The following is an 18,163-nucleotide window of genomic DNA, read 5'->3' on the forward strand; positions in this document are numbered from 1 at the left end:
TCCGGCTTGTCAGGGTTCTGGGAGGTCGCATCCGCAGCCGGGGAATCCCTCCTCGCCCTGGTGGGCGGGGCGGGCAGCCGCTCCCCTGGTCTGGGCACATACGTGCAGCACGCGAGTGGCCCACCGGCCTCTCCCGCCGTACGACGGGTGGTGGTGGGCTGCCCGCGACACCTTTCGACGGTGCGCGACGCTCCTGGAGCCGGTCCGTGGGGACCGGGTCTCCGGCCGGACGTCCCGCTCTAACGGCACGGGACTCGGCGCTCCGACGCAGTCTACAGGGTGCTCAGGACCGCCTGCGACCGAGGTGCTTGCGGGTCCACTCCACCGCGTCCGCGTACCGCGCCTCGGCGCCGTGCCGGCTCGGGGTGTAGTACTCCCGGTCCTTGATCGCGTCCGGGGCGTACTGCTGCTCGGCGATGCCCTCGGCGAGGTCGTGCGGATACACGTACCCCTGCGCGTGCCCGAGCTTCGCGGCGCCCTTGTAGTGGCCGTCGCGCAGGTGCGGCGGCACGGCGCCGGCCAGTCCCTTGCGCACGTCGCCCAGGGCGGCGCCGATGGCCGTCGTCGCGGAGTTGGACTTGGGGGCCAGGGCGAGGGCGATGGTCGCGTGGCTGAGGGTGAGGGCGGCCTCGGGGAAGCCGATCATGGCGACGGCCTGGGCGGCGGCGACCGCGATCGGCAGCGCGTTGGGGTCCGCGAGGCCGATGTCCTCGCTCGCCGAGATCATCAGGCGGCGGGCGATGAAGCGGGGGTCCTCGCCGGCGTCGATCATGCGGGCCAGGTAGTGCAGCGCGGCGTCGACGTCCGAGCCGCGGATGGACTTGATGAGGGCGCTGGCGACGTCGTAGTGCTGGTCGCCGTCGCGGTCGTACGTCACCGCCGCCCGGTCGACCGTCTCCTCCAGCGTCGTCAGGGAGATCTCCGGCTCGCCCTTGTCGAGGGCGGCCCCGGCCGCGGCCTCCAGGGCGGTCAGGGCGCGGCGGGCGTCGCCGCCCGCGATGCGCAGGAGATGGTCCGCGGTGTCGTCCGGGAGGACGACCGCGTCCTTCAGGCCCCGTTCGTCGCTCAGCGCCCGCTTCAGCAGCCCGCGGACGTCGTCGTCCGTGAGGGGTTCGAGGGTGAGCAGCAGGGAGCGGGAGAGCAGCGGGGAGATCACCGAGAAGTACGGGTTCTCCGTCGTCGCGGCGATCAGGGTCACCCAGCGGTTCTCGACCGCGGGCAGGAGGGAGTCCTGCTGGGCCTTGCTGAAGCGGTGGATCTCGTCCAGGAAGAGGACGGTCTCCTTGCCGTATCCGCCGGTGGCGCGGCGGGCGCCGTCGATGACCGCGCGGACCTCCTTGACCCCCGCGGTGATCGCCGACAGTTCGACGAAGCGCTTGTCGGTGGCCTTGGAGACGACGTACGCCAGCGTCGTCTTGCCGGTGCCGGGCGGGCCCCAGAGGATCACCGAGGAGGGCCCGGCGGGGCCCGGGGAGCCCGCGGCCGCGCCCCTGCGGTCCGCCTGCTCGCCGACCAGTCTGCGCAGCGGCGAGCCGGGCTTGAGCAGGTGCTGCTGGCCCACCACCTCGTCGAGGGTGCGCGGGCGCATCCGCACCGCCAGGGGGCTCCCTGCCGGGTCCTTCTCCTGGCGCTCTTCTGCGGCTGCGGTGAACAGGTCGGGCTCCACGTCCCAAACCCTAATTCACCGCACCGACAATCCCTCCGGGCCCTCGGCCCCCGGGGTCAGCTGGTCCAGAAGTCCCACCAGCGGGTGAGGATCAGCATGCCGATGATGCCGATGTGCAGCACGGGCAGGACCCAGGTGAACTCGCCGAAGAAGCTCTTCAGCCAGCGCGGCGCCGGCAGGAAGCCGTTGCGGACGTTGAACGACGTCACGTACCAGAACATGATGATCGTCGCGACCCAGGCCAGCGAGCACCACAGGCACAGCGCGTTGATGCGGTACAGCGACTGGAACATCAGCCAGGCGCAGAAGCTCACGCCGAAGAGGGTGCCGGCGTTGAAGGTGAGCCAGTACCAGCGCGGGAAGCGGGCGCGGGCGAGCAGGCTCATGCCGACGCAGATGACGATGCCGTAGGCGACCAGGCCGAGCATCGGGTTGGGGAAGCCGAAGACGGAGGCCTGCTTGGACTCCATCACGCTGCCGCAGGAGACCACGGGGTTGAGACTGCATCCCGGGGTGAAGGTCCTGCCCTCGACCTTGGCCTCGAGGAGCTTGAACTTGTCGAGCGTGATGACCCACGCGGCGAGCAGGCCGGCCGCGCCGGTGATCACCAGCAGCAGGGCGAAGGCACGGCTGCCGCCCACCGTCCGTGGACCGGTGGAGCCGCTGCCGGAGGCGGGCTCGGGCTCGGTGGAGACGTCTTTGACTGTGGTCTTGCTCATCACGCCGATTCCGTCTGCTGGGGAGTGGGACCTGCTTGGGGCAGGGGCCATTGTGCCGTACTCGGCCCCGTGTCCACCGTTCGGTGGACATAAGGAGGTACGCATGGTCGTCCCCGAGCGTTCGGTTCCGGCCGAACCTTGGGTACATGACAACACAGGCGTACGAACTCGCGGTGGACGTACGAGGGCTGCGCAGGCGGTACGGGGACGTGACCGCGGTGGACGGCATCGACCTCGGGATCCGCGCGGGCGAGGTGTTCGGCCTGCTCGGACCCAACGGCGCGGGCAAGTCGACCACGGTGGAGATCCTCCAGGGCAACCGCGGCCGGGACGCGGGCGAGGTGTCGGTGCTCGGGTCCGACCCGGCGGCCGCCACGCGCGCGTGGAGGTCCCGTGTGGGAATCGTCTGGCAGGACGAATCGGCGCCCGCCGAGTTGACGGTCCGCGAGACCGTACGGCATTTCGCGCGCTACTACCCCAGGCCCCGCGATCCGGAGGAGGTCATCGCCCTGGTCGGTCTGCAGGCCAAGGCGGACAGCCGCACCAAGGCGCTGTCGGGCGGCCAGCGCAGGCGTCTCGACGTGGCCCTGGGGGTGATCGGCGGCCCCGAGCTGCTGCTCCTGGACGAGCCGACGACCGGGTTCGACCCCGCGGCGCGGCGGCAGTTCTGGGACCTGATCCGGCTGCTCGCCGCCGAGGGCACGACCATCCTGCTGACCACGCACTACCTGGAGGAGGCGGAGGCACTCGCCGACCGGCTCGCCGTCGTGGCCCGGGGCCGGGTCGTCGCCGCGGGGGAACCGGGCGAGCTGCGCAAGCGGTTCGGCACCGGCGCCACGGTGGAGTGGACCGAGCCCGACGGCGCCGTCCGCACCGAGCGCACGGACACCCCGACCAGGACGGTCGCGGAGCTGACGCGCCGCTTCGACGGCGAGATCCCGGACCTGCGGATCAGCCGCCCCACGCTGGAGGACGTCTACCTCAGGCTGACCGGGCAGGAGGACGTCCGATGACCACGAGCCTCCAACTGGCGCCCGCAGAAAGGATGGTGGACCAGTGACCGCGACCGCCGCACCGACCGGGACCGGCACGACCGCCGTGCGGCTGCCCGGGGCCTGGGGGCTGGGGCTGCAGCGGGGCGCCCTGGAGATCAAGCAGTTCTTCCGGCAGCGCGAGCAGGTGGTGTTCACCTTCGCCTTCCCGGTGGTGTTCCTGTTCCTGTTCGCGTCGATCTTCAGCGACGACGTGAAGGGCGCCGGGATCACCGCCTCCCAGCTGTACGTCCCGGCGATGACGGCCGCCGGCATCATGTCGACGAGTTTCCAGTCGCTCGGCATCTCGATCGCCATCGAGCGGGACGAGAAGGTGCTGCGGCGGCTGCGCGGGACGCCGATGCCGCCGGCCGCGTACTTCCTCGGCAAGATATGGCTTGTTCTGTGCACCGGTGTCCTGGAGACGGCGGTCCTGCTGCTCGTCGGCATCACGTTCTACGGCGTGGACCTGCCCGCGGACCCGGCCCGCTGGTTCGACCTCGCCTGGATCTTCGTCCTCGGCCTGACGGCCTGCGCGCTGCTCGGCATCGCGGTCAGCTCGGTGCCGGGGTCGGGCAGGAGCGCGACCTCCGTGGTCGTGCTGCCCTTCCTGGTGCTGCAGTTCATCTCGGGCGTCTACATAGCGATCGGCACCATCCCCGGCTGGATGCTGGACATCGGGGCGCTGTTCCCGCTGAAGTGGATGTGCCAGGGGCTGCGCGGGGTGTTCCTGCCGGACTCGGCGCGGATTCTGGAACAGGCCGGGAGCTGGGAGTTCGGCAAGGTCGCACTGGTGCTCGGGGCCTGGTGCGTCGGAGGATTGGTGCTGTGCCTGCTGACCTTCCGGTGGAAGAACCGGCGCGAGGGATGACACGCGGGACGAACAGTCCGGCTCAGCCTCTCGGCGCGTACACCTGGGACCGCTCGTTCCGGCTCTGGGACACCTATTTCGCGCTGATCTGGCTGGCCACGCTCGCGTTCGTGCTCGGCACGGGACACCCGGTGTGGCCGGTGCGCCTGGTCGCGGTGGCGCTGCTGGTGCCGTTGATCCCCCTGTTCGTGTGGGTGGGGCGTCCCCTGCTGCGGGGCGATCCGCCGCCCGAACGCCGGGCGCTGCTCTACCTCGCCGCGATGATGGCCCTGTTCCTGCCGTCGTCGATCCTGGTCGGCGAGACCCGGCTGATGACCTTCGCGCTGGTCCCCCAGTGCTTCATGACCCTGCGGATGCGGTGGGCGATCCCGACGGTGGCCGTGATCAACGTGGTGCCGGTGGCGGGCTGGGCGCTGCTGTGGTGGCCGAGCGACCAGGACGTGTTCTTCAACGGCCTGTTCGCGGTGGTCACGCTCGTCTTCTCGGTGGCCGTGGGCAGTTGGGTGATCCGGATCATCGAGCAGAGCCAGGAACGGGCCGCGCTGATCGCCGAACTGGACGCCAGCCGCCACGAGGTCTCCCGGCTGTCCGCCGCGCACGGGGCGCTGACCGAGCGGGAGCGCATGGCCCGCGAGATCCACGACACCCTCGCGCAGGGGTTCACCAGCCTGCTGATGCTGATCCAGGCGGTGCAGGCGGAGCTCGACCACGACGTCCCGCAGGCCCGCCGTCATCTGGCCCTGATGGACGAGACGGCCCGGCAGAACCTCGCCGAGGCCCGTGCCCTGGTCGCCGGGGCGGCGCCCGCCGACCTCGACGGAACCTCGCTGCCGGACGCGCTGCGCCGGCTCGCCGCGCGGCACGGGGCGGCGCTGGAGGTGACCGGTCCGGTACGCCCGCTGCCCGCAGGACCCGAGGTGGTGGCCCTGCGCTCCTGCCAGGAGGCCCTGGCGAACGCCCGCAAGCACGCGGGGAGTTCCGCGGCCGTGGGCATCGCACTGGCGTCCTCCGAGGACGCGCTCACCGTGTCCGTCCGGGACGACGGCCGCGGCTTCGACCCGGACGCCCCCTGCGAGGGCTACGGTCTCGCGGGACTGCGCGCCCGCGCCACCGAGGTCGGCGGCAGGGCGCGGGTGCGCAGCGCGCCGGGCGACGGCACGACGGTGACGGTGCGCCTGCCCGTTTCCCCTGTATCGCCTGTATCGCCTGTATCGCCGATGACACCGGTACCACCGGTATTGCCGGTACCACCGGTATCGCCCGTATCACCTTCGAGGAGCTCGCAGTGATCCGGATCGTCCTCGCCGACGACCACCCCGTCGTACGGGAGGGTCTGCGGGCGATGCTCAGCGCCGAGCCGGACCTGGACGTGGTCGCGGACGCGGCGAGCGGGCCGCGGGCGGAGGCACTGGCGGCGGAGCTGCGGCCCGACATCGTGCTCATGGACCTGCGGATGCCGGGCGGCGGGGGCGTGGACTCGATCGTGCGGATGAACGAGGCCGGGCTGCCGTGCCGGGTGATCGTCCTGACGACGTACGAGACGGACGGGGACATCCTGCGGGCGGTGGAGGCCGGGGCCGCGGGCTACCTGCTCAAGGACATGCCGCGCGCCGAGCTGGCGGAGGCGGTCCGCGCCGCCGCCCGCGGCGAGACGGTGCTCGCCCCGTCGGTGGCGGCCCGGCTGGTCGACCGGCTCCGCACGAAACCGGAGCGCCCCCGCCTCTCCGACCGGGAGACCGCGGTCCTGCGCCTGGTGGCGGAGGGCTGCACGAACGCGGAGATCGGCCGTCGCCTGTTCATAGGCGAGTCGACGGTCAAGACCCACCTCCTGCGCGCCTTCGGCAAACTGGGCGTCGACGACCGCACCGCCGCCGTCACCCACGCCATGCGGCACGGACTGCTCGAGCGATGACGAAGGGTGCCGGGGCCCTTGCGGGCACCCGGCACCCTTGGTGGACGCGCGCCGGCTCGGTCTACGCGCCTCAGCCGAGCCGGGACTCCAGTTCCGCCACGACCTCGTTCACGCCGACCGCGGTCTGCTCGCCGGACTCCATGTCCTTGAGCTGGACGACGCCCTCGGCGAGGTCGCGTTCGCCGGCGACGATCGTGTAGCGGGCGCCGCTGCGGTTGGCGTTCTTCATCGCGCCCTTGAGGCCCTTGCCGCCGTAGGAGAAGTCGGCCGCGATACCGACCTTGCGCAGCTCGGTCACCTTGGCGAACAGCACGCGCCGTGCCTCCTCGCCGAGCGGGACCGCGAACACGCTGGTGGCGGAGGGGAGCTGGAGCTCGATGCCCTCCGCCTCCAGGGCGAGAACGGTGCGGTCGACGCCGAGCGCCCAGCCCACGGACGGCAGGGCCGGGCCGCCGATCATCTCCGAAAGACCGTCGTAGCGCCCGCCGCCGCCCACCGCGGACTGCGAGCCCAGACCGTCGTGGACGAACTCGAACGTCGTACGGGTGTAGTAGTCCAGGCCCCGGACCAGCTTCGCGTCGTCCTCGAAGGCCACGCCCGCCGCCGTGATCAGCTCGCGGACCTCCTCGTGGTACGTCTTGCAGGCGTCGCAGAGGTAGTCACGCAGCAGGGGGGCGTCACCGAGCTGCTTCTGGACCGACTCCCGCTTGTCGTCCAGGACACGCAGCGGGTTGATCTCGGCCCGGCGCAGCGTGTCCTCGTCCAGGTCCAGGCCGCGCAGGAAGTCCTGCAGCGCGGCCCGGTAGACCGGACGGCACTCCTTGTCGCCCAGGCTGTTGAGCAGGATGCGGAAGTCGCTCAGGCCCAGCGAGCGGTAGGCCTGGTCGGCCAGGATGATCAGCTCGGCGTCCAGCGCCGGGTCCTCGGCACCGATCGCCTCGGCACCGACCTGCGAGAAGTGCCGGTAGCGGCCCTTCTGGGGGCGCTCGTAGCGGTAGTAGGAGCCGGAGTACCAGAGCTTGACCGGCAGGTTGCCCGCCTTGTGCAGGTTGGCCTCCAGCGCCGCGCGCAGCACGGACGCCGTGCCCTCGGGGCGCAGCGCGAGCCGGTCGCCGCCCTTGGTCTCGAAGGCGTACATCTCCTTGGTCACGATGTCGGTCGACTCACCGACGCCGCGCGCGAAGAGCTCGACGCTCTCGAAGCCGGGCGTCTCGATGTAGCCGTAGCCGGAGGTGCGCAGGGGCGCGGCGATCGCCTCGCGGACCGCCAGGTACTTGGCGCTGTCCGGCGGGATCAGGTCGTACGTGCCCTTGGGGGCCTTGAAGGTGCTCACGGAAGGTCTCGTCACATTCCTCGTCGGGGAGCGGCGTCGGTGCTCGCACCGTGGTCCTGGCCGTCCGCGGCCGCTTGCCGCAGATACGGGTTGGTGGCGCGCTCCTGGCCGATGGTCGTCTGGGGGCCGTGGCCGGACAGCACCACGGTCGAGTCGTCGAGCGGCAGGCACACGCGGGCCAGCGAGTCGAGCATCTCGGCCATGTCACCGCCGGGCAGGTCGGTGCGTCCGATGGAGCCGGCGAAGAGCAGGTCCCCCGAGAAGAAGACCGACGGGATGTCGCTCGTCTCGGGCATCCGGAACGTCACCGACCCCTTGGTATGTCCGGGCGCGTGCGCGACGGAGAGGTCCAGACCCGCGAGCGACAGCCGCGCGCCGTCGGCCAGCTCCCTGACGTCGTCGGGCTCCCCCACGGTCAGCTCCCCCATCAGCGGCATGCCGATGGAGCGGCCGAGCGCCTTCTCCGGGTCCGCCATCATGTAGCGGTCATCGGGGTGGATCCAGGCCGGTACGTCGTGCGCGCCGCACACCGGGACGACCGAGGCCACATGGTCGATGTGGCCGTGGGTGAGGACGACGGCGACGGGCTTCAGCCGGTGCTTTCTCAGCGCCTCCTCGACGCCTTCGGCGGCCTGATGGCCCGGGTCGATGATCACGCACTCCTCACCGGCGGCGGGGGCGACGAGATAACAGTTCGTCCCCCAGGCCCCGGCGGGGAACCCGGCAATGAGCACGATCGTCCTTCGTTGTGTCGGTTCCAGGCGGCTGCGGCGGCTGTCACGGATGGCTTCGGCCGCTGTCAGAGCCTACCGGCGCTGCCGAATCCTCAGCGAACCCATATACGGTACGGGGCACACGCAGGCGGTCGGCTCACGGGACGCACGCGCCCCGGTCGACGCACGAGACGCATGAGGAGAGAACCCGGTGGTCACCCAGGAACAGCGGAAGCGCCAGCTCGCCCGGGAGAAGTTCCTGCGCCAGCAGCAGCGGCGCACGGCCGCGCGGCGCAAGGCCAGGATGCGCAATTCGGTGATCGCGTCGGTGCTCGGCGTGATCCTGATCGGCAGCGTGGCCCTCTACACGACCGGGGTGCTCAAGGGCGGCAAGAGCGACGACAAGGCCAACGCGAGTGCGCAGACGACCCCGAGCGCCGCGGCGACCAGCAAGGCTCCGGACCCGTGCGCCAAGCCGGCCAAGGGTTCCGTGAAGAAGCTCAGCTGGAAGAAGGAACCGGCGATGACCATCGACAAGTCGGCGAAGTACACCATGCACCTCGCCACGACCTGCGGTGACATAGACATCGCGCTGAAGGCGTCGGCGGCGCCGCACACCGTCAACTCCTTCAACTTCCTCGTCGGCAAGGGCTACTTGGACCACACCAAGTGCCACCGGCTGACCGCCCAGGGGATCTACGTGCTGCAGTGCGGCGACCCGACGGGCACCGGCACCGGCGGGCCGGGCTACACGATCCCGGACGAGAACCTCAAGGACAAGAGCCTCAAGGGCAACGTGTACCCGGCGGGCACGGTCGCCATGGCCAACCAGTACAACGCGCAGACGAAGAAGGGCCGCGACACCGGCGGCAGCCAGTTCTTCCTCGTCTACCGGGACAGCCCGCTGCCGCCCGACTACACCCCGTTCGGCACGATCTCCAAGGACGGCATGAAGGTCCTCACGAAGATCGCCGCCGCGGGAGCCGCGGCGGCCGACCCCACGACCGGCAACACCGCGCCGAACGCGACCGTGGTGATCAACAAGGCGACGGTCACCAAGTCCTGAGCGTCAAGTGCGAAATTTCGGTCGCGCGGGATGCGGACAGGTCACCCGCCGGTCGCCTATGTTGGCCGTGACGAAACTGTGGACGATGCCCGGGGGTGCTGAGGCCCTCCGCAGGCATCATGTGGAGGAGGCGCTGTGAGCAGCGACCCGTGGGGACGCGTCGACGAGACGGGGACCGTGTACGTGCGTACGGCCGACGGCGAGCAGGTCGTCGGATCCTGGCAGGCCGGCTCCCCCGAGGAGGCGCTGGCCTACTTCGAGCGCAAGTACGAGGGCCTGGTTGTCGAGATCGGCCTCCTCGAGAAGCGACTGAAGACCACCGACCTGTCCGCCAAGGACGCCCAGGCCGCGATCGATCACATCCGCGAGCAGGTCGACGCCCACCACGCGGTCGGCGACCTGGACGCCCTCCGCACCCGTCTGGACAAGCTCGTCGAGACCGTCGAGGCGCGCCGTGAGGAGCGCAAGCAGCAGCGCGCCAAACAGTCCGACCAGGCGCGGCACGCCAAGGAGGACCTGGTCGCCGAGGCGGAGCAGCTGGCGCAGTCCGACCAGTGGCGGGCGGCGGGCGAGCGGCTGCGTTCGCTGGTGGACACCTGGAAGAGCCTGCCGCGCCTGGACCGCAAGTCGGACGACGAGCTGTGGCACCGCTTCTCGCACGCCCGCTCGGCGTTCTCCAAGCGGCGCAAGGCCCACTTCGCGGCGCTGGACGCCCAGCGCGAGGAGGCCCGCAGGACCAAGGAGCGGCTGGTCTCGGAGGCCGAGGCGCTCTCCGGCTCCACGGAGTGGGGCCCGACCGCGGCGCGCTACCGCGAGCTGATGGCGGAGTGGAAGGCCGCGGGCCGCGCCCAGCGCGAGCACGAGGACGACCTGTGGAACCGCTTCCGCGGTGCCCAGGACGTCTTCTTCGCCGCCCGCAGCTCGGTCTTCGCCGAGCGGGACGCCGAGCAGGCCGAGAACCTGAAGCTGAAGGAGGAACTGGCCGAGGAGGCCGAGAAGATCCTCCCGGTCACGGACCTGAAGTCGGCCCGCGCCGCCTTCCGCTCGGTCAACGAGCGCTGGGAGGTCATCGGCCACGTGCCGCGGGACGCCCGCCCGAAGGTCGAGGGCCGGATGCACGCCGTGGAGCGCGCCATCCAGGAGGCCGAGGAAGCCGAGTGGCGCCGGACGAACCCGGAGGCACGCGCGCGTGCCGAGGGCCTGACCGGACAGCTGCAGGCGGCCGTGGACAAGCTGCGCAGCCAGATCGAGCAGGCGCGGGCCCAGGGCAACAGCGCCAGGGCCGACAAGCTCGAGCGGGAGCTGGAGGGCCGCCAGGCCCTGCTCGACCAGGCGCTGAAGGGTCTGCAGGAGTTCGGCGGCTGACCGCACGCCGCACGCAGAAGGGGCCCGTACCTCACGGTACGGGCCCCTTCTCGTCCTGCGGCCGGCTCTGCGAGCGGTCCCGCGGCCGGCTCTACGACCGGTTGCGCGCCGACGTCACCCGGTAGACGTCGTACACGCCCTCCACGCCCCGTACCGCCTTCAGGACGTGTCCGAGGTGCTTGGGGTCGCCCATCTCGAAGGTGAAGCGGGAGGTGGCCACGCGGTCGCGGGAGGTCTGCACGGCCGCCGAGAGGATGTTCACGTGCTGGTCGGACAGGACGCGGGTGACGTCCGACAGCAGCCGGGAGCGGTCCAGCGCCTCGACCTGGATGGCGACCAGGAAGACCGAGGACTGGGTGGGCGCCCACTCGACCTCGAGGATGCGCTCGGGCTCGCGGGACAGCGAATCCACGTTCACGCAGTCGCTGCGGTGAACCGATACGCCGCTGCCGCGCGTGACGAAGCCGATGATGGGGTCGCCCGGGACCGGCGTACAGCACCGGGCCAGCTTGACCCACACGTCCTCGACGCCCTTGACGATCACGCCCGGGTCGGCACTGGCGCGGCGCTTGCGGCTGCGGCTGCGGGTCGGCGGGACCGACTCGTCGATCTCCTCGGTGGCCGCCTCCTCGCCGCCGAGCGCCTGGACCAGCTTCTGCACGATGTTCTGCGCGGAGACATGGCCCTCGCCGATCGCCGCGTAGAGCGCCGAGATGTCGGCGTAGCGCATCTCGTGGGCGAGCGTGACGAGGGAGTCGCCGGTCAGGATGCGCTGGATCGGCAGGTTCTGCTTGCGCATGGCGCGGACGATGGCGTCCTTGCCCTGCTCGATCGCCTCGTCGCGGCGCTCCTTGGAGAACCAGGCCCGGATCTTGTTGCGCGCCCGCGGTGACTTGACGAAGCCGAGCCAGTCCCGGGACGGGCCGGCGCCGGCCGCCTTGGAGGTGAAGACCTCCACCAGGTCGCCGTTGTCCAGGGTGGACTCCAGCGGCACGAGACGGCCGTTGACCCGTGCTCCTATGGTGCGGTGGCCGACCTCGGTGTGGACGGCGTAGGCGAAGTCGACCGGGGTGGCCCCGGCCGGCAGCGCGATGACGTCGCCCTTGGGGGTGAAGACGAAGACCTCGTTGCGCGACAGGTCGAAGCGCAGGGACTCCAGGAACTCGCCCGGGTCCTCGGTCTCCTTCTGCCAGTCCAGCAGCTGGCGCAGCCACGCCATGTCGTTGAGGTGGTCGTCCTTCTTGCCGGCCTTCGGCACGTCGTTGCGCACCTTGGAGGCCCCGGCGACGGCCTCCTGCTTGTACTTCCAGTGCGCGGCGATGCCGTACTCGGCGCGGCGGTGCATGTCGAAGGTGCGGATCTGCAGCTCGACCGGCTTGCCGTTGGGCCCGATGACCGTCGTGTGCAGCGACTGGTACATGTTGAACTTGGGCATCGCGATGTAGTCCTTGAACCGCCCCGGAACCGGGTTCCAGCGGGCGTGGACGGTGCCGAGGGCCGCGTAGCAGTCGCGGACGGTGTCCACCAGGACGCGGATGCCCACCAGGTCGTAGATCTCCGCGAAGTCACGGCCGCGGACGATCATCTTCTGGTAGACGCTGTAGTAGTGCTTCGGGCGGCCGGTGACGGTCGCCTTGATGCGGGCCGCGCGCAGGTCCTGCTGGACCTCGTCGGTCACTATGGCCAGGTACTCGTCACGCTTCGGTGCCCGCTCGGCCACCAGCCGTACGATCTCGTCGTACATCTTGGGGTAGAGGATCGCGAAGGCGAGGTCCTCCAGCTCCCACTTGATGGTGTTCATGCCCAGGCGGTGGGCGAGCGGCGCGTAGATCTCCAGGGTCTCGCGCGCCTTCTTCTCCTGCTTCTCGCGCTTGAGGTAGCGCATGGTGCGCATGTTGTGCAGGCGGTCGGCGAGCTTGATGACCAGGACGCGCGGGTCCTTGGCCATGGCGACGACCATCTTGCGCACGGTCTCGGCCTGCGCGGCCTCGCCGAACTTGACCTTGTCCAGCTTGGTGACGCCGTCGACGAGCAGGGCGACGGAGTCGCCGAAGTCGCGGCGCAGCTGGTCGAGGCCGTACTCGGTGTCCTCGACGGTGTCGTGCAGCAGACCCGCCATCAGCGTGGCCGGATCCATGCCCAGCTCGGCGAGGATCGTCGTCACCGCGAGGGGGTGCGTGATGTACGGGTCGCCGCTCTTGCGCTTCTGGCCGCGGTGCCAGCGCTCGGCGACCTGGTAGGCCTTCTCTATCTGCCGCAGCGTGGCCGTCTCGATCTTCGGGTCGTTGCTGCGCACTATCCGCAGCAGCGGCTCCAGCACCGGGTTGTAGGGGTTGGAGCGCTGGACGCCGAGGCGGGCGAGGCGGGCGCGGACGCGGTTGGAGGAGCCCGAGCGGGGCGGCTGGCCGGAGTTCGGACGAACCGCGGGGGGCGTCGCCGCGGAGGGCTCGGCGGGGGCGGGCTTCGGGCGCGACTGCTCGGCCGACTTGTCGACGGGCGCGGACTGGGCGTGCTCGACCGGCCCGCCCGCGTCGTTCTTCGCGTGCGGCGTGTTCGGCGCGGGCTTGGCCGCGGCTGACTCGGGCTTGGCGGCAGTCAGGTGCTGGGCCTCGTCTGGCAAGAGGACTCCTCGTGCGCGATCCGGGTCCCCCGGTCAGGCTCCGGAGACCCCATGGTAGCGATCCTGCGCCCCAGGATCGCCTTCAGGCCGATGTGAGGGCCTTCCGACGGTGCAACGCCGGGGGCGTTGCCACAATTCCAATGGACTATGTGAGAAATTCACCATTTTTCCGGTAAGTCATCGATCGAGCGGAACAGAAAAGCAATTGACCCGAAGATCAACTGTCGGATAAGGTGAATTTCGACCAGCGGCGGAAAAGGGTCACTTTTCCGCCGCTTCAAAAAACAGAAACGGGATGAGAACATGAAGATGTTCGGAAAGACAGTTGCCGCCGCAGCCGTGACGGTGGGCCTGAGTGCCGCTTTCGCGCTCCCCGCTCAGGCGGCGACCGTGGCGCCCATGTCGATACACCGGGGCAGCTCGGGGTGCTTCAACTGGTCCTGGGCCGACGGGACCACCACGGCCACCATCTACTACCACAACACGTGCAGCACGACGGAGCACCTGTGCGTCTGGTGGAAGGACGGCAAGGAGAACAACCTCCACCGCATCACCGCGCGCGGCGGGGCCAAGGGTCACCTCAAGGAGTCCGGCACCATCAAGACCCAGGACATCGAGGACTGCTGATCCCGCAGTCGGCCGGATGGCATGAGTGACAGCGGAAAACGGTTCAGCCCCGAGTGCGCTCAGTCGCACTCGGGGCTGAACCGTTCTCGGAAATTTCCTCAGATGGTGAGTACGGCTTCCAGGGGAGCGCCGTCGAGGGCCGGTTCCAGGCGGACACGGCCGCCCAGGAACCCGAGCTCCATGAGGACGGCGAAACCCGCGACCTCGGCGCCCGCCCGGCGGACCAGCTGGAGGGACGCCTCGGCGGTGCCGCCCGTGGCGAGGACGTCGTCGACGATCAGCACGCGGTCGTCCGGCGACAGATCCTCCGCGTGGACCTCGATCTCCGCCGAGCCGTACTCGAGGTCGTAGGCCTGGGCGAGGGTCGCTCCGGGGAGCTTGCCCGCCTTGCGGACGGGAATGAAGCCGAGGCCGGCGCGGACGGCGACCGGGGCGCCCAGGATGAAGCCGCGGGCCTCCAGGCCGACGACCTTTGTGGCGCCCGTGTTCGTCGCGACCCCGGCGAGCGCGTCGGTGAGCGCCGTGAACGCCGCCGGGTCCGCCAGGAGCGGCGTGATGTCCTTGAACATCACGCCCGGCTCCGGGTAGTCGGCCACGTCGCGGATGCGGCTGAGGAGCAGCTCCTCGATGTCCGTCATCGGCGCTTCCCCGAGGGGCGGCCGCGGCCGCGGTTGCGGGACGCCGGCTGGTTGCGCGGGCCGACGACCGCGGCCGCGGCGTCCTCGGGCTCGTCGGAGCTGGTGTCGATCACCGTCTCCGGCTGCGGTTGCTCGCTCTGCGCGGCGGCCTGGGCGCGCTTGGCCAGGACGCGTTTCCTGAGCGCCTTCATCTGCGGCTCGGCCTCCTTGAGGTCGGCGACGAGCGGCGTGGCGATGAAGATCGAGGAGTAGGCACCGGCCGCGAGGCCGACGAACAGCGACAGCGAGATGTCGTTGAGCGTGCCCGCGCCGAGGAAGCCGCCGCCGATGAACAGCAGGCCCGCGACCGGCAGCAGCGCGACGACCGTGGTGTTGATCGAACGGACCAGAGTACCGTTGATCGACTTGTTGGCGATGTCGCTGTAGGTGAAGCGGGTCTGCTTGGTGATGCCCTTCGTCTGCTCCTTGAGGCTGTCGAAGACGACGACCGTGTCGTAGAGCGAGTAACCGAGGATCGTCAGCAGGCCGATGACCGTGCCAGGCGTGACTTCGAAACCGACCAGGGCGTAGATACCGGTCGTGATGGTGATGTCGTGGATCAGCGCGACCAGGGCCGCGAGCGCCATCCGCCACTCGAAGGCGATCGCCAGGTAGATCACCACGAGGACCATGAAGATGCCGAGGCCCTCCCAGGCCTTGTTGGCGATCTGGTCACCCCAGCTCGGGCCGACGAGGTCGGCGGCGATGGACTCGGGGGGCACGTTCATGTCCTTGGCCAGCTGGGCCTTGGTCGCGTCCGACTTCGCGGTGTCCATGCCTGCGATCTGGATCCGCAGACTGCCGGTGCCGAGCTTCTGCACCACCGCGTCGTGGCCGGCGGCCCGGGACGCGTAGGTCTCCGCCTGGGCCACCGAGACGCTGGTCTTCCCGGTGGTGAAGACGGCGCCGCCCCGGAAGTCGATGCCCATGTTCAGGCCGCGCACCGCCAGGCCGACGATGGCCGTGATGGTGATCAGGATGGAGATGCCGTACCAGATCTTGCGCTTGCCGACGAAGTCGTAGCTGATCTCGCCGCGGTGGAGTCGGGCGCCGAGGCTGCCGAGTTTCGACATCGCTCACGCTTCCTTCGGGTCGGCATGGCCGGCGACGGGGCCGGAGGGACGGCGGGTGCGGCGCAGGGGGGCCTTGGCGCCCAGGCCCTTGGGGTCGAGCCCCGACCACTTGTGGCCGCTCGCGAAGAACTTACGGCGGGCGAGGATCGTCATCAGCGGCTTGGTGAAGAGGAAGACGACGACCACGTCGAGGACCGTGGTCAGACCGAGCGTGAACGCGAAGCCCTGGACCTTGCCGACGGTCACGATGAAGAGCACGGCGGCGGCGAGGAACGACACGAAGTCGGAGACCAGGATGGTGCGCCGGGCGCGCGGCCAGGCCCGCTCGACGGCGGGACGCAGCGAGCGGCCCTCGCGGATCCCGTCCCTGATCCGTTCGAAGAACACGATGAAGGAGTCCGCCGTGATACCGATGGCGACGATCGCGCCGCAGACGGCCGGCAGATTCAGCGCGAAGTGGATCGCCGGACCGAGCAGCGCCATGATCACGTACGTGAGGATCGCGGACACCAGCAGCGAGGGGATCGCGACGATCGACAAACCGCGGTAGAAGACCAACAGGTAGATGACGACCAGGGCGAGACCGATCGCGCCGGCGATCAGACCGGCGTGCAACTGCTCGCCGCCGAGCGCGGCGGTGACGGTGGTGACGCTCTGCTCCTTGAAGGAGAGCGGGAGCGCGCCGTAGGACAGCATGTTGGCGAGGCTCTGGGCCTCTTCCTGGGTGAAGTTGCCGGAGATCTCCGCGTTGCCGCCGGTCAGCGCCTGCTTCACGTACGGGTCGGAGACGACCTCGCCGTCGAGGACGATCGCGAACTGGTTCTGCGGGGACTGCTTCTGCGCCAGCTGGCCGGTGATGTCGGCGAACTTCTTGGTGCCCTTGCCGGTGAACTCCATGGTGACGGTCCAGCCGGCGGCGGTCTGCGTGTTGAAGACGGCCTGGGCCTTCTTGACGTCGGTGCCGTCGACGGCCGCGGGGCCGAGGATGTACTTCTGCCACTGGCCCGAGGAGTTCTTGCCGCAGGCGAGGGTGGGCTCGCTGGCCTTGGCGTCCTTGCCGGCAGTGGTCTGCACCGACTTCTTGGTGCAGTCGAGGGCGGCGTACTGCGCCTGCAGCTTGGCGGCCCCGTCACTGGCGGCGGAGCTGCCGCTCGCCGACGGGGAGGGGCTGGAGGACGCCTTGGTGCCGGAGGAGGCGGTGGCACTCGGCGTCGAGCCGGCCTTCAGCGCGTCGGTCACGGCGCGGCCCTGCGAGGTCGCGGTGGCCGAGGGGCTCGCGGAGGAGGACGAGGTCGCCTTCGGCTTCCCGGTCGCCTTGCCGGAGGGGCTGCTCGATGCGCTCGGCTTCGGGGTGGCCGTGGCGGCGGCCCCGGAGACCTCGGTGGCGAGCACCGGGCGGAAGTACAGCTTGGCGGTGGTGCCGACCTGCTTGCGGGCCTCCGCGGAGTTGGTGCCCCTGGGGATGTTGACGATGATGTTCTTGGTGCCCTGGGTCTGGACCTCCGTCTCGGACACGCCCAGACCGTTGACACGGCGGTTCATGATGGCGACCGCGGTGTCCATATTGGTCTTGTTGATCGCGTTGGGCTGGCCCGGCTCGTTCTCCGCCTGAAGCGTGATGCTCGTGCCGCCGGCCAGGTCGATGCCGAGACGCGGAGTGGTCTGCCCGGAGGCGAACATCCCCCCGGTGAGCGCCACGATGGCGATCAGAATGAGGGCCAGCGGGCGCCACGGCTTGCTCTGGGCGCTCCCGCTCCGGCCCCTCTTAGGTGCTGCCACCTTCTCGTACTCCCTCTCGGGCCGCCCAGCGCCGGGTCAGGGGCGGGCGGCCATGACATGGTGTCGGGATCCGCTGCGAGCTGTGCGGGTCCGCGGCGGGCGGTCCTGGCCGCACGCCGCGGAGCGCCCCTTACTTCGCCCCGGACTCGCCCTCGGTCTTCTTCGGCTCCGCGTCCGACGCGGCCCCGGCGGCCGGCTCGGCCTCGTCGGCCGGGGTGTCGTCGGCCGGCTCCTCGGGCGCGTCCTTCTTGCCGAGGTCGACGGACTTGTCGTCGGAGGCGGCGGCAGCTTCGCCGACGGAGTCGTCGGTCTCGGTGAGGGAGGAGGCGTCGTCCGGGACCAGGTCGGCGTCGGACTTCAGGTCGTGCTCGATGCCGTGCACGATGCGGTTGTACTCGTCGTCGCTGAGCACGGAACCGATGGCGTTCTTCGCGAAGAGGAGCTCGACGCCCGGGCCGGCGTCGAGGAGGACGGTGTCCTCGTTGACCTCCTTGACCGTCGCGTACATGCCCCCGATCGTGCGGACGCCGCTGCCGGGCTGCATCTCGTTGCGCATCCGCGCGGCCTGCGACTGCTTGCGCTTGGCCGAGCGGGTCATGAGGAACATGGCCCCGATGAGCACGATGAACGGGAGGAGCATGCCGATGTTATTCACGGGACGGATTTTCCTTCGCACGACCGCGATGGAGAGCGGCCTCATGGATGGGGGTA

16 protein-coding genes are annotated in these 18,163 nt (G+C 70.2%); 7 read left to right on the forward strand and 9 right to left on the reverse strand.

Annotation, left to right across the window (positions count from 1 at the left end; genetic code table 11):
* Positions 1 to 283: 283 nt before the first annotated feature.
* On the reverse strand, positions 284 to 1,666 hold the full coding sequence (locus ACJ9NR_RS07340) for a replication-associated recombination protein A (protein WP_412489118.1): 1,383 nt from the start codon (positions 1,664 to 1,666) through the stop codon (positions 284 to 286).
* A 56-nt stretch (positions 1,667 to 1,722) separates the two neighbouring features.
* Positions 1,723 to 2,385 (reverse strand): vitamin K epoxide reductase family protein, encoded by a 663-nt coding sequence (locus tag ACJ9NR_RS07345; protein WP_412489117.1) that lies wholly within the window; start codon positions 2,383 to 2,385, stop codon positions 1,723 to 1,725.
* Positions 2,386 to 2,531: 146 nt separating this feature from the next.
* Here ACJ9NR_RS07345 and ACJ9NR_RS07350 point away from each other — a divergent pair, with 146 nt between their 5' ends.
* The 4 genes from ACJ9NR_RS07350 to ACJ9NR_RS07365 are packed head-to-tail and all read left to right on the forward strand — an operon-like array spanning position 2,532 to position 6,199.
* On the forward strand, positions 2,532 to 3,398 hold the full coding sequence (locus ACJ9NR_RS07350) for an ABC transporter ATP-binding protein (protein ID WP_412489116.1): 867 nt from the start codon (positions 2,532 to 2,534) through the stop codon (positions 3,396 to 3,398).
* Between the two features lie 43 nt (positions 3,399 to 3,441).
* On the forward strand, positions 3,442 to 4,287 hold the full coding sequence (locus tag ACJ9NR_RS07355) for an ABC transporter permease (protein ID WP_412489115.1): 846 nt from the start codon (positions 3,442 to 3,444) through the stop codon (positions 4,285 to 4,287).
* A complete protein-coding gene (locus ACJ9NR_RS07360; RefSeq protein WP_412489114.1) occupies positions 4,284 to 5,576 on the forward strand; it encodes a sensor histidine kinase in 1,293 nt (430 codons plus the stop codon). Before ACJ9NR_RS07355 ends, ACJ9NR_RS07360 begins: the two co-directional genes overlap by 4 nt.
* Complete coding sequence (locus ACJ9NR_RS07365; protein WP_412489113.1) at positions 5,573 to 6,199, forward strand: response regulator; 627 nt, start codon at positions 5,573 to 5,575, stop codon at positions 6,197 to 6,199. Before ACJ9NR_RS07360 ends, ACJ9NR_RS07365 begins: the two co-directional genes overlap by 4 nt.
* 70 nt (positions 6,200 to 6,269) lie before the next feature.
* Here the strand turns inward: ACJ9NR_RS07365 and hisS are convergent, their stop codons facing one another.
* Together hisS and ACJ9NR_RS07375 are read right to left on the reverse strand one after the other, a co-directional pair.
* Positions 6,270 to 7,532: a histidine--tRNA ligase gene (gene hisS, locus ACJ9NR_RS07370; protein WP_412489112.1), complete on the reverse strand. Its 1,263-nt coding sequence runs from the start codon at positions 7,530 to 7,532 to the stop codon at positions 6,270 to 6,272.
* Between the two features lie 11 nt (positions 7,533 to 7,543).
* Positions 7,544 to 8,266 (reverse strand): MBL fold metallo-hydrolase, encoded by a 723-nt coding sequence (locus tag ACJ9NR_RS07375; RefSeq protein ID WP_412489111.1) that lies wholly within the window; start codon positions 8,264 to 8,266, stop codon positions 7,544 to 7,546.
* Between the two features lie 190 nt (positions 8,267 to 8,456).
* Between ACJ9NR_RS07375 and ACJ9NR_RS07380 the strand changes: the two genes are divergently transcribed.
* Together ACJ9NR_RS07380 and ACJ9NR_RS07385 are read left to right on the forward strand one after the other, a co-directional pair.
* On the forward strand, positions 8,457 to 9,311 hold the full coding sequence (locus ACJ9NR_RS07380) for a peptidylprolyl isomerase (RefSeq protein WP_412489110.1): 855 nt from the start codon (positions 8,457 to 8,459) through the stop codon (positions 9,309 to 9,311).
* A gap of 135 nt (positions 9,312 to 9,446) precedes the next feature.
* Positions 9,447 to 10,676 carry a DUF349 domain-containing protein gene (locus ACJ9NR_RS07385; RefSeq protein ID WP_412489109.1) on the forward strand — a complete coding sequence of 410 codons (1,230 nt, stop codon included), beginning with the start codon at positions 9,447 to 9,449 and terminating at the stop codon, positions 10,674 to 10,676.
* Positions 10,677 to 10,767: 91 nt separating this feature from the next.
* On the opposite strand, the gene ACJ9NR_RS07390 is transcribed toward ACJ9NR_RS07385, so the two are convergent.
* Complete coding sequence (locus tag ACJ9NR_RS07390; RefSeq protein ID WP_412489108.1) at positions 10,768 to 13,296, reverse strand: RelA/SpoT family protein; 2,529 nt, start codon at positions 13,294 to 13,296, stop codon at positions 10,768 to 10,770.
* A gap of 399 nt (positions 13,297 to 13,695) precedes the next feature.
* Here ACJ9NR_RS07390 and ACJ9NR_RS07395 point away from each other — a divergent pair, with 399 nt between their 5' ends.
* The gene (locus tag ACJ9NR_RS07395; protein WP_412489107.1) at positions 13,696 to 13,923 is read left to right on the forward strand and encodes a hypothetical protein; all 228 of its coding nucleotides are present in this window, start codon (positions 13,696 to 13,698) and stop codon (positions 13,921 to 13,923) included.
* 98 nt (positions 13,924 to 14,021) lie between these two features.
* Here ACJ9NR_RS07395 and ACJ9NR_RS07400 read toward each other — a convergent pair whose 3' ends face one another.
* From ACJ9NR_RS07400 to yajC, 4 genes are all read right to left on the reverse strand, one after another.
* A complete protein-coding gene (locus ACJ9NR_RS07400) occupies positions 14,022 to 14,561 on the reverse strand; it encodes an adenine phosphoribosyltransferase (protein ID WP_412489106.1) in 540 nt (179 codons plus the stop codon).
* The gene (gene secF / locus ACJ9NR_RS07405) at positions 14,558 to 15,673 is read right to left on the reverse strand and encodes a protein translocase subunit SecF (protein WP_412489105.1); all 1,116 of its coding nucleotides are present in this window, start codon (positions 15,671 to 15,673) and stop codon (positions 14,558 to 14,560) included. The genes ACJ9NR_RS07400 and secF overlap by 4 nt, the downstream gene beginning before the upstream one ends.
* Before the next feature lie 3 nt (positions 15,674 to 15,676).
* Complete coding sequence (gene secD / locus ACJ9NR_RS07410) at positions 15,677 to 17,452, reverse strand: protein translocase subunit SecD (RefSeq protein WP_412489104.1); 1,776 nt, start codon at positions 17,450 to 17,452, stop codon at positions 15,677 to 15,679.
* A 130-nt stretch (positions 17,453 to 17,582) separates the two neighbouring features.
* Entirely contained in the window at positions 17,583 to 18,092 is a 510-nt protein-coding gene (gene yajC / locus ACJ9NR_RS07415) for a preprotein translocase subunit YajC (RefSeq protein ID WP_412490494.1), read from the reverse strand.
* Between the last annotated feature and the right edge of the window lie 71 nt (positions 18,093 to 18,163).

Origin of the sequence: Streptomyces sediminimaris, from assembly GCF_047049295.1 — a bacterium.
In the GTDB taxonomy this organism is placed as follows: Bacteria; Actinomycetota; Actinomycetes; order Streptomycetales; family Streptomycetaceae; genus Streptomyces; species Streptomyces sediminimaris.

Excerpts from the sequence above, each read along its gene's own strand:
- ACJ9NR_RS07345 (WP_412489117.1), bottom strand. The coding sequence starts at position 2,385 with ATGAGCAAGACCACAGTCAAAGACGTCTCCACCGAGCCCGAGCCCGCC.
- ACJ9NR_RS07350 (WP_412489116.1), top strand. The coding sequence starts at position 2,532 with ATGACAACACAGGCGTACGAACTCGCGGTGGACGTACGAGGGCTGCGC.
- ACJ9NR_RS07360 (WP_412489114.1), top strand. The coding sequence starts at position 4,284 with ATGACACGCGGGACGAACAGTCCGGCTCAGCCTCTCGGCGCGTACACC.
- ACJ9NR_RS07395 (WP_412489107.1), top strand. The coding sequence starts at position 13,696 with ATGTCGATACACCGGGGCAGCTCGGGGTGCTTCAACTGGTCCTGGGCC.
- ACJ9NR_RS07400 (WP_412489106.1), bottom strand. The coding sequence starts at position 14,561 with ATGACGGACATCGAGGAGCTGCTCCTCAGCCGCATCCGCGACGTGGCC.
- secF (WP_412489105.1), bottom strand. The coding sequence starts at position 15,673 with ATGTCGAAACTCGGCAGCCTCGGCGCCCGACTCCACCGCGGCGAGATC.
- yajC (WP_412490494.1), bottom strand. The coding sequence starts at position 18,092 with ATGCTCCTCCCGTTCATCGTGCTCATCGGGGCCATGTTCCTCATGACC.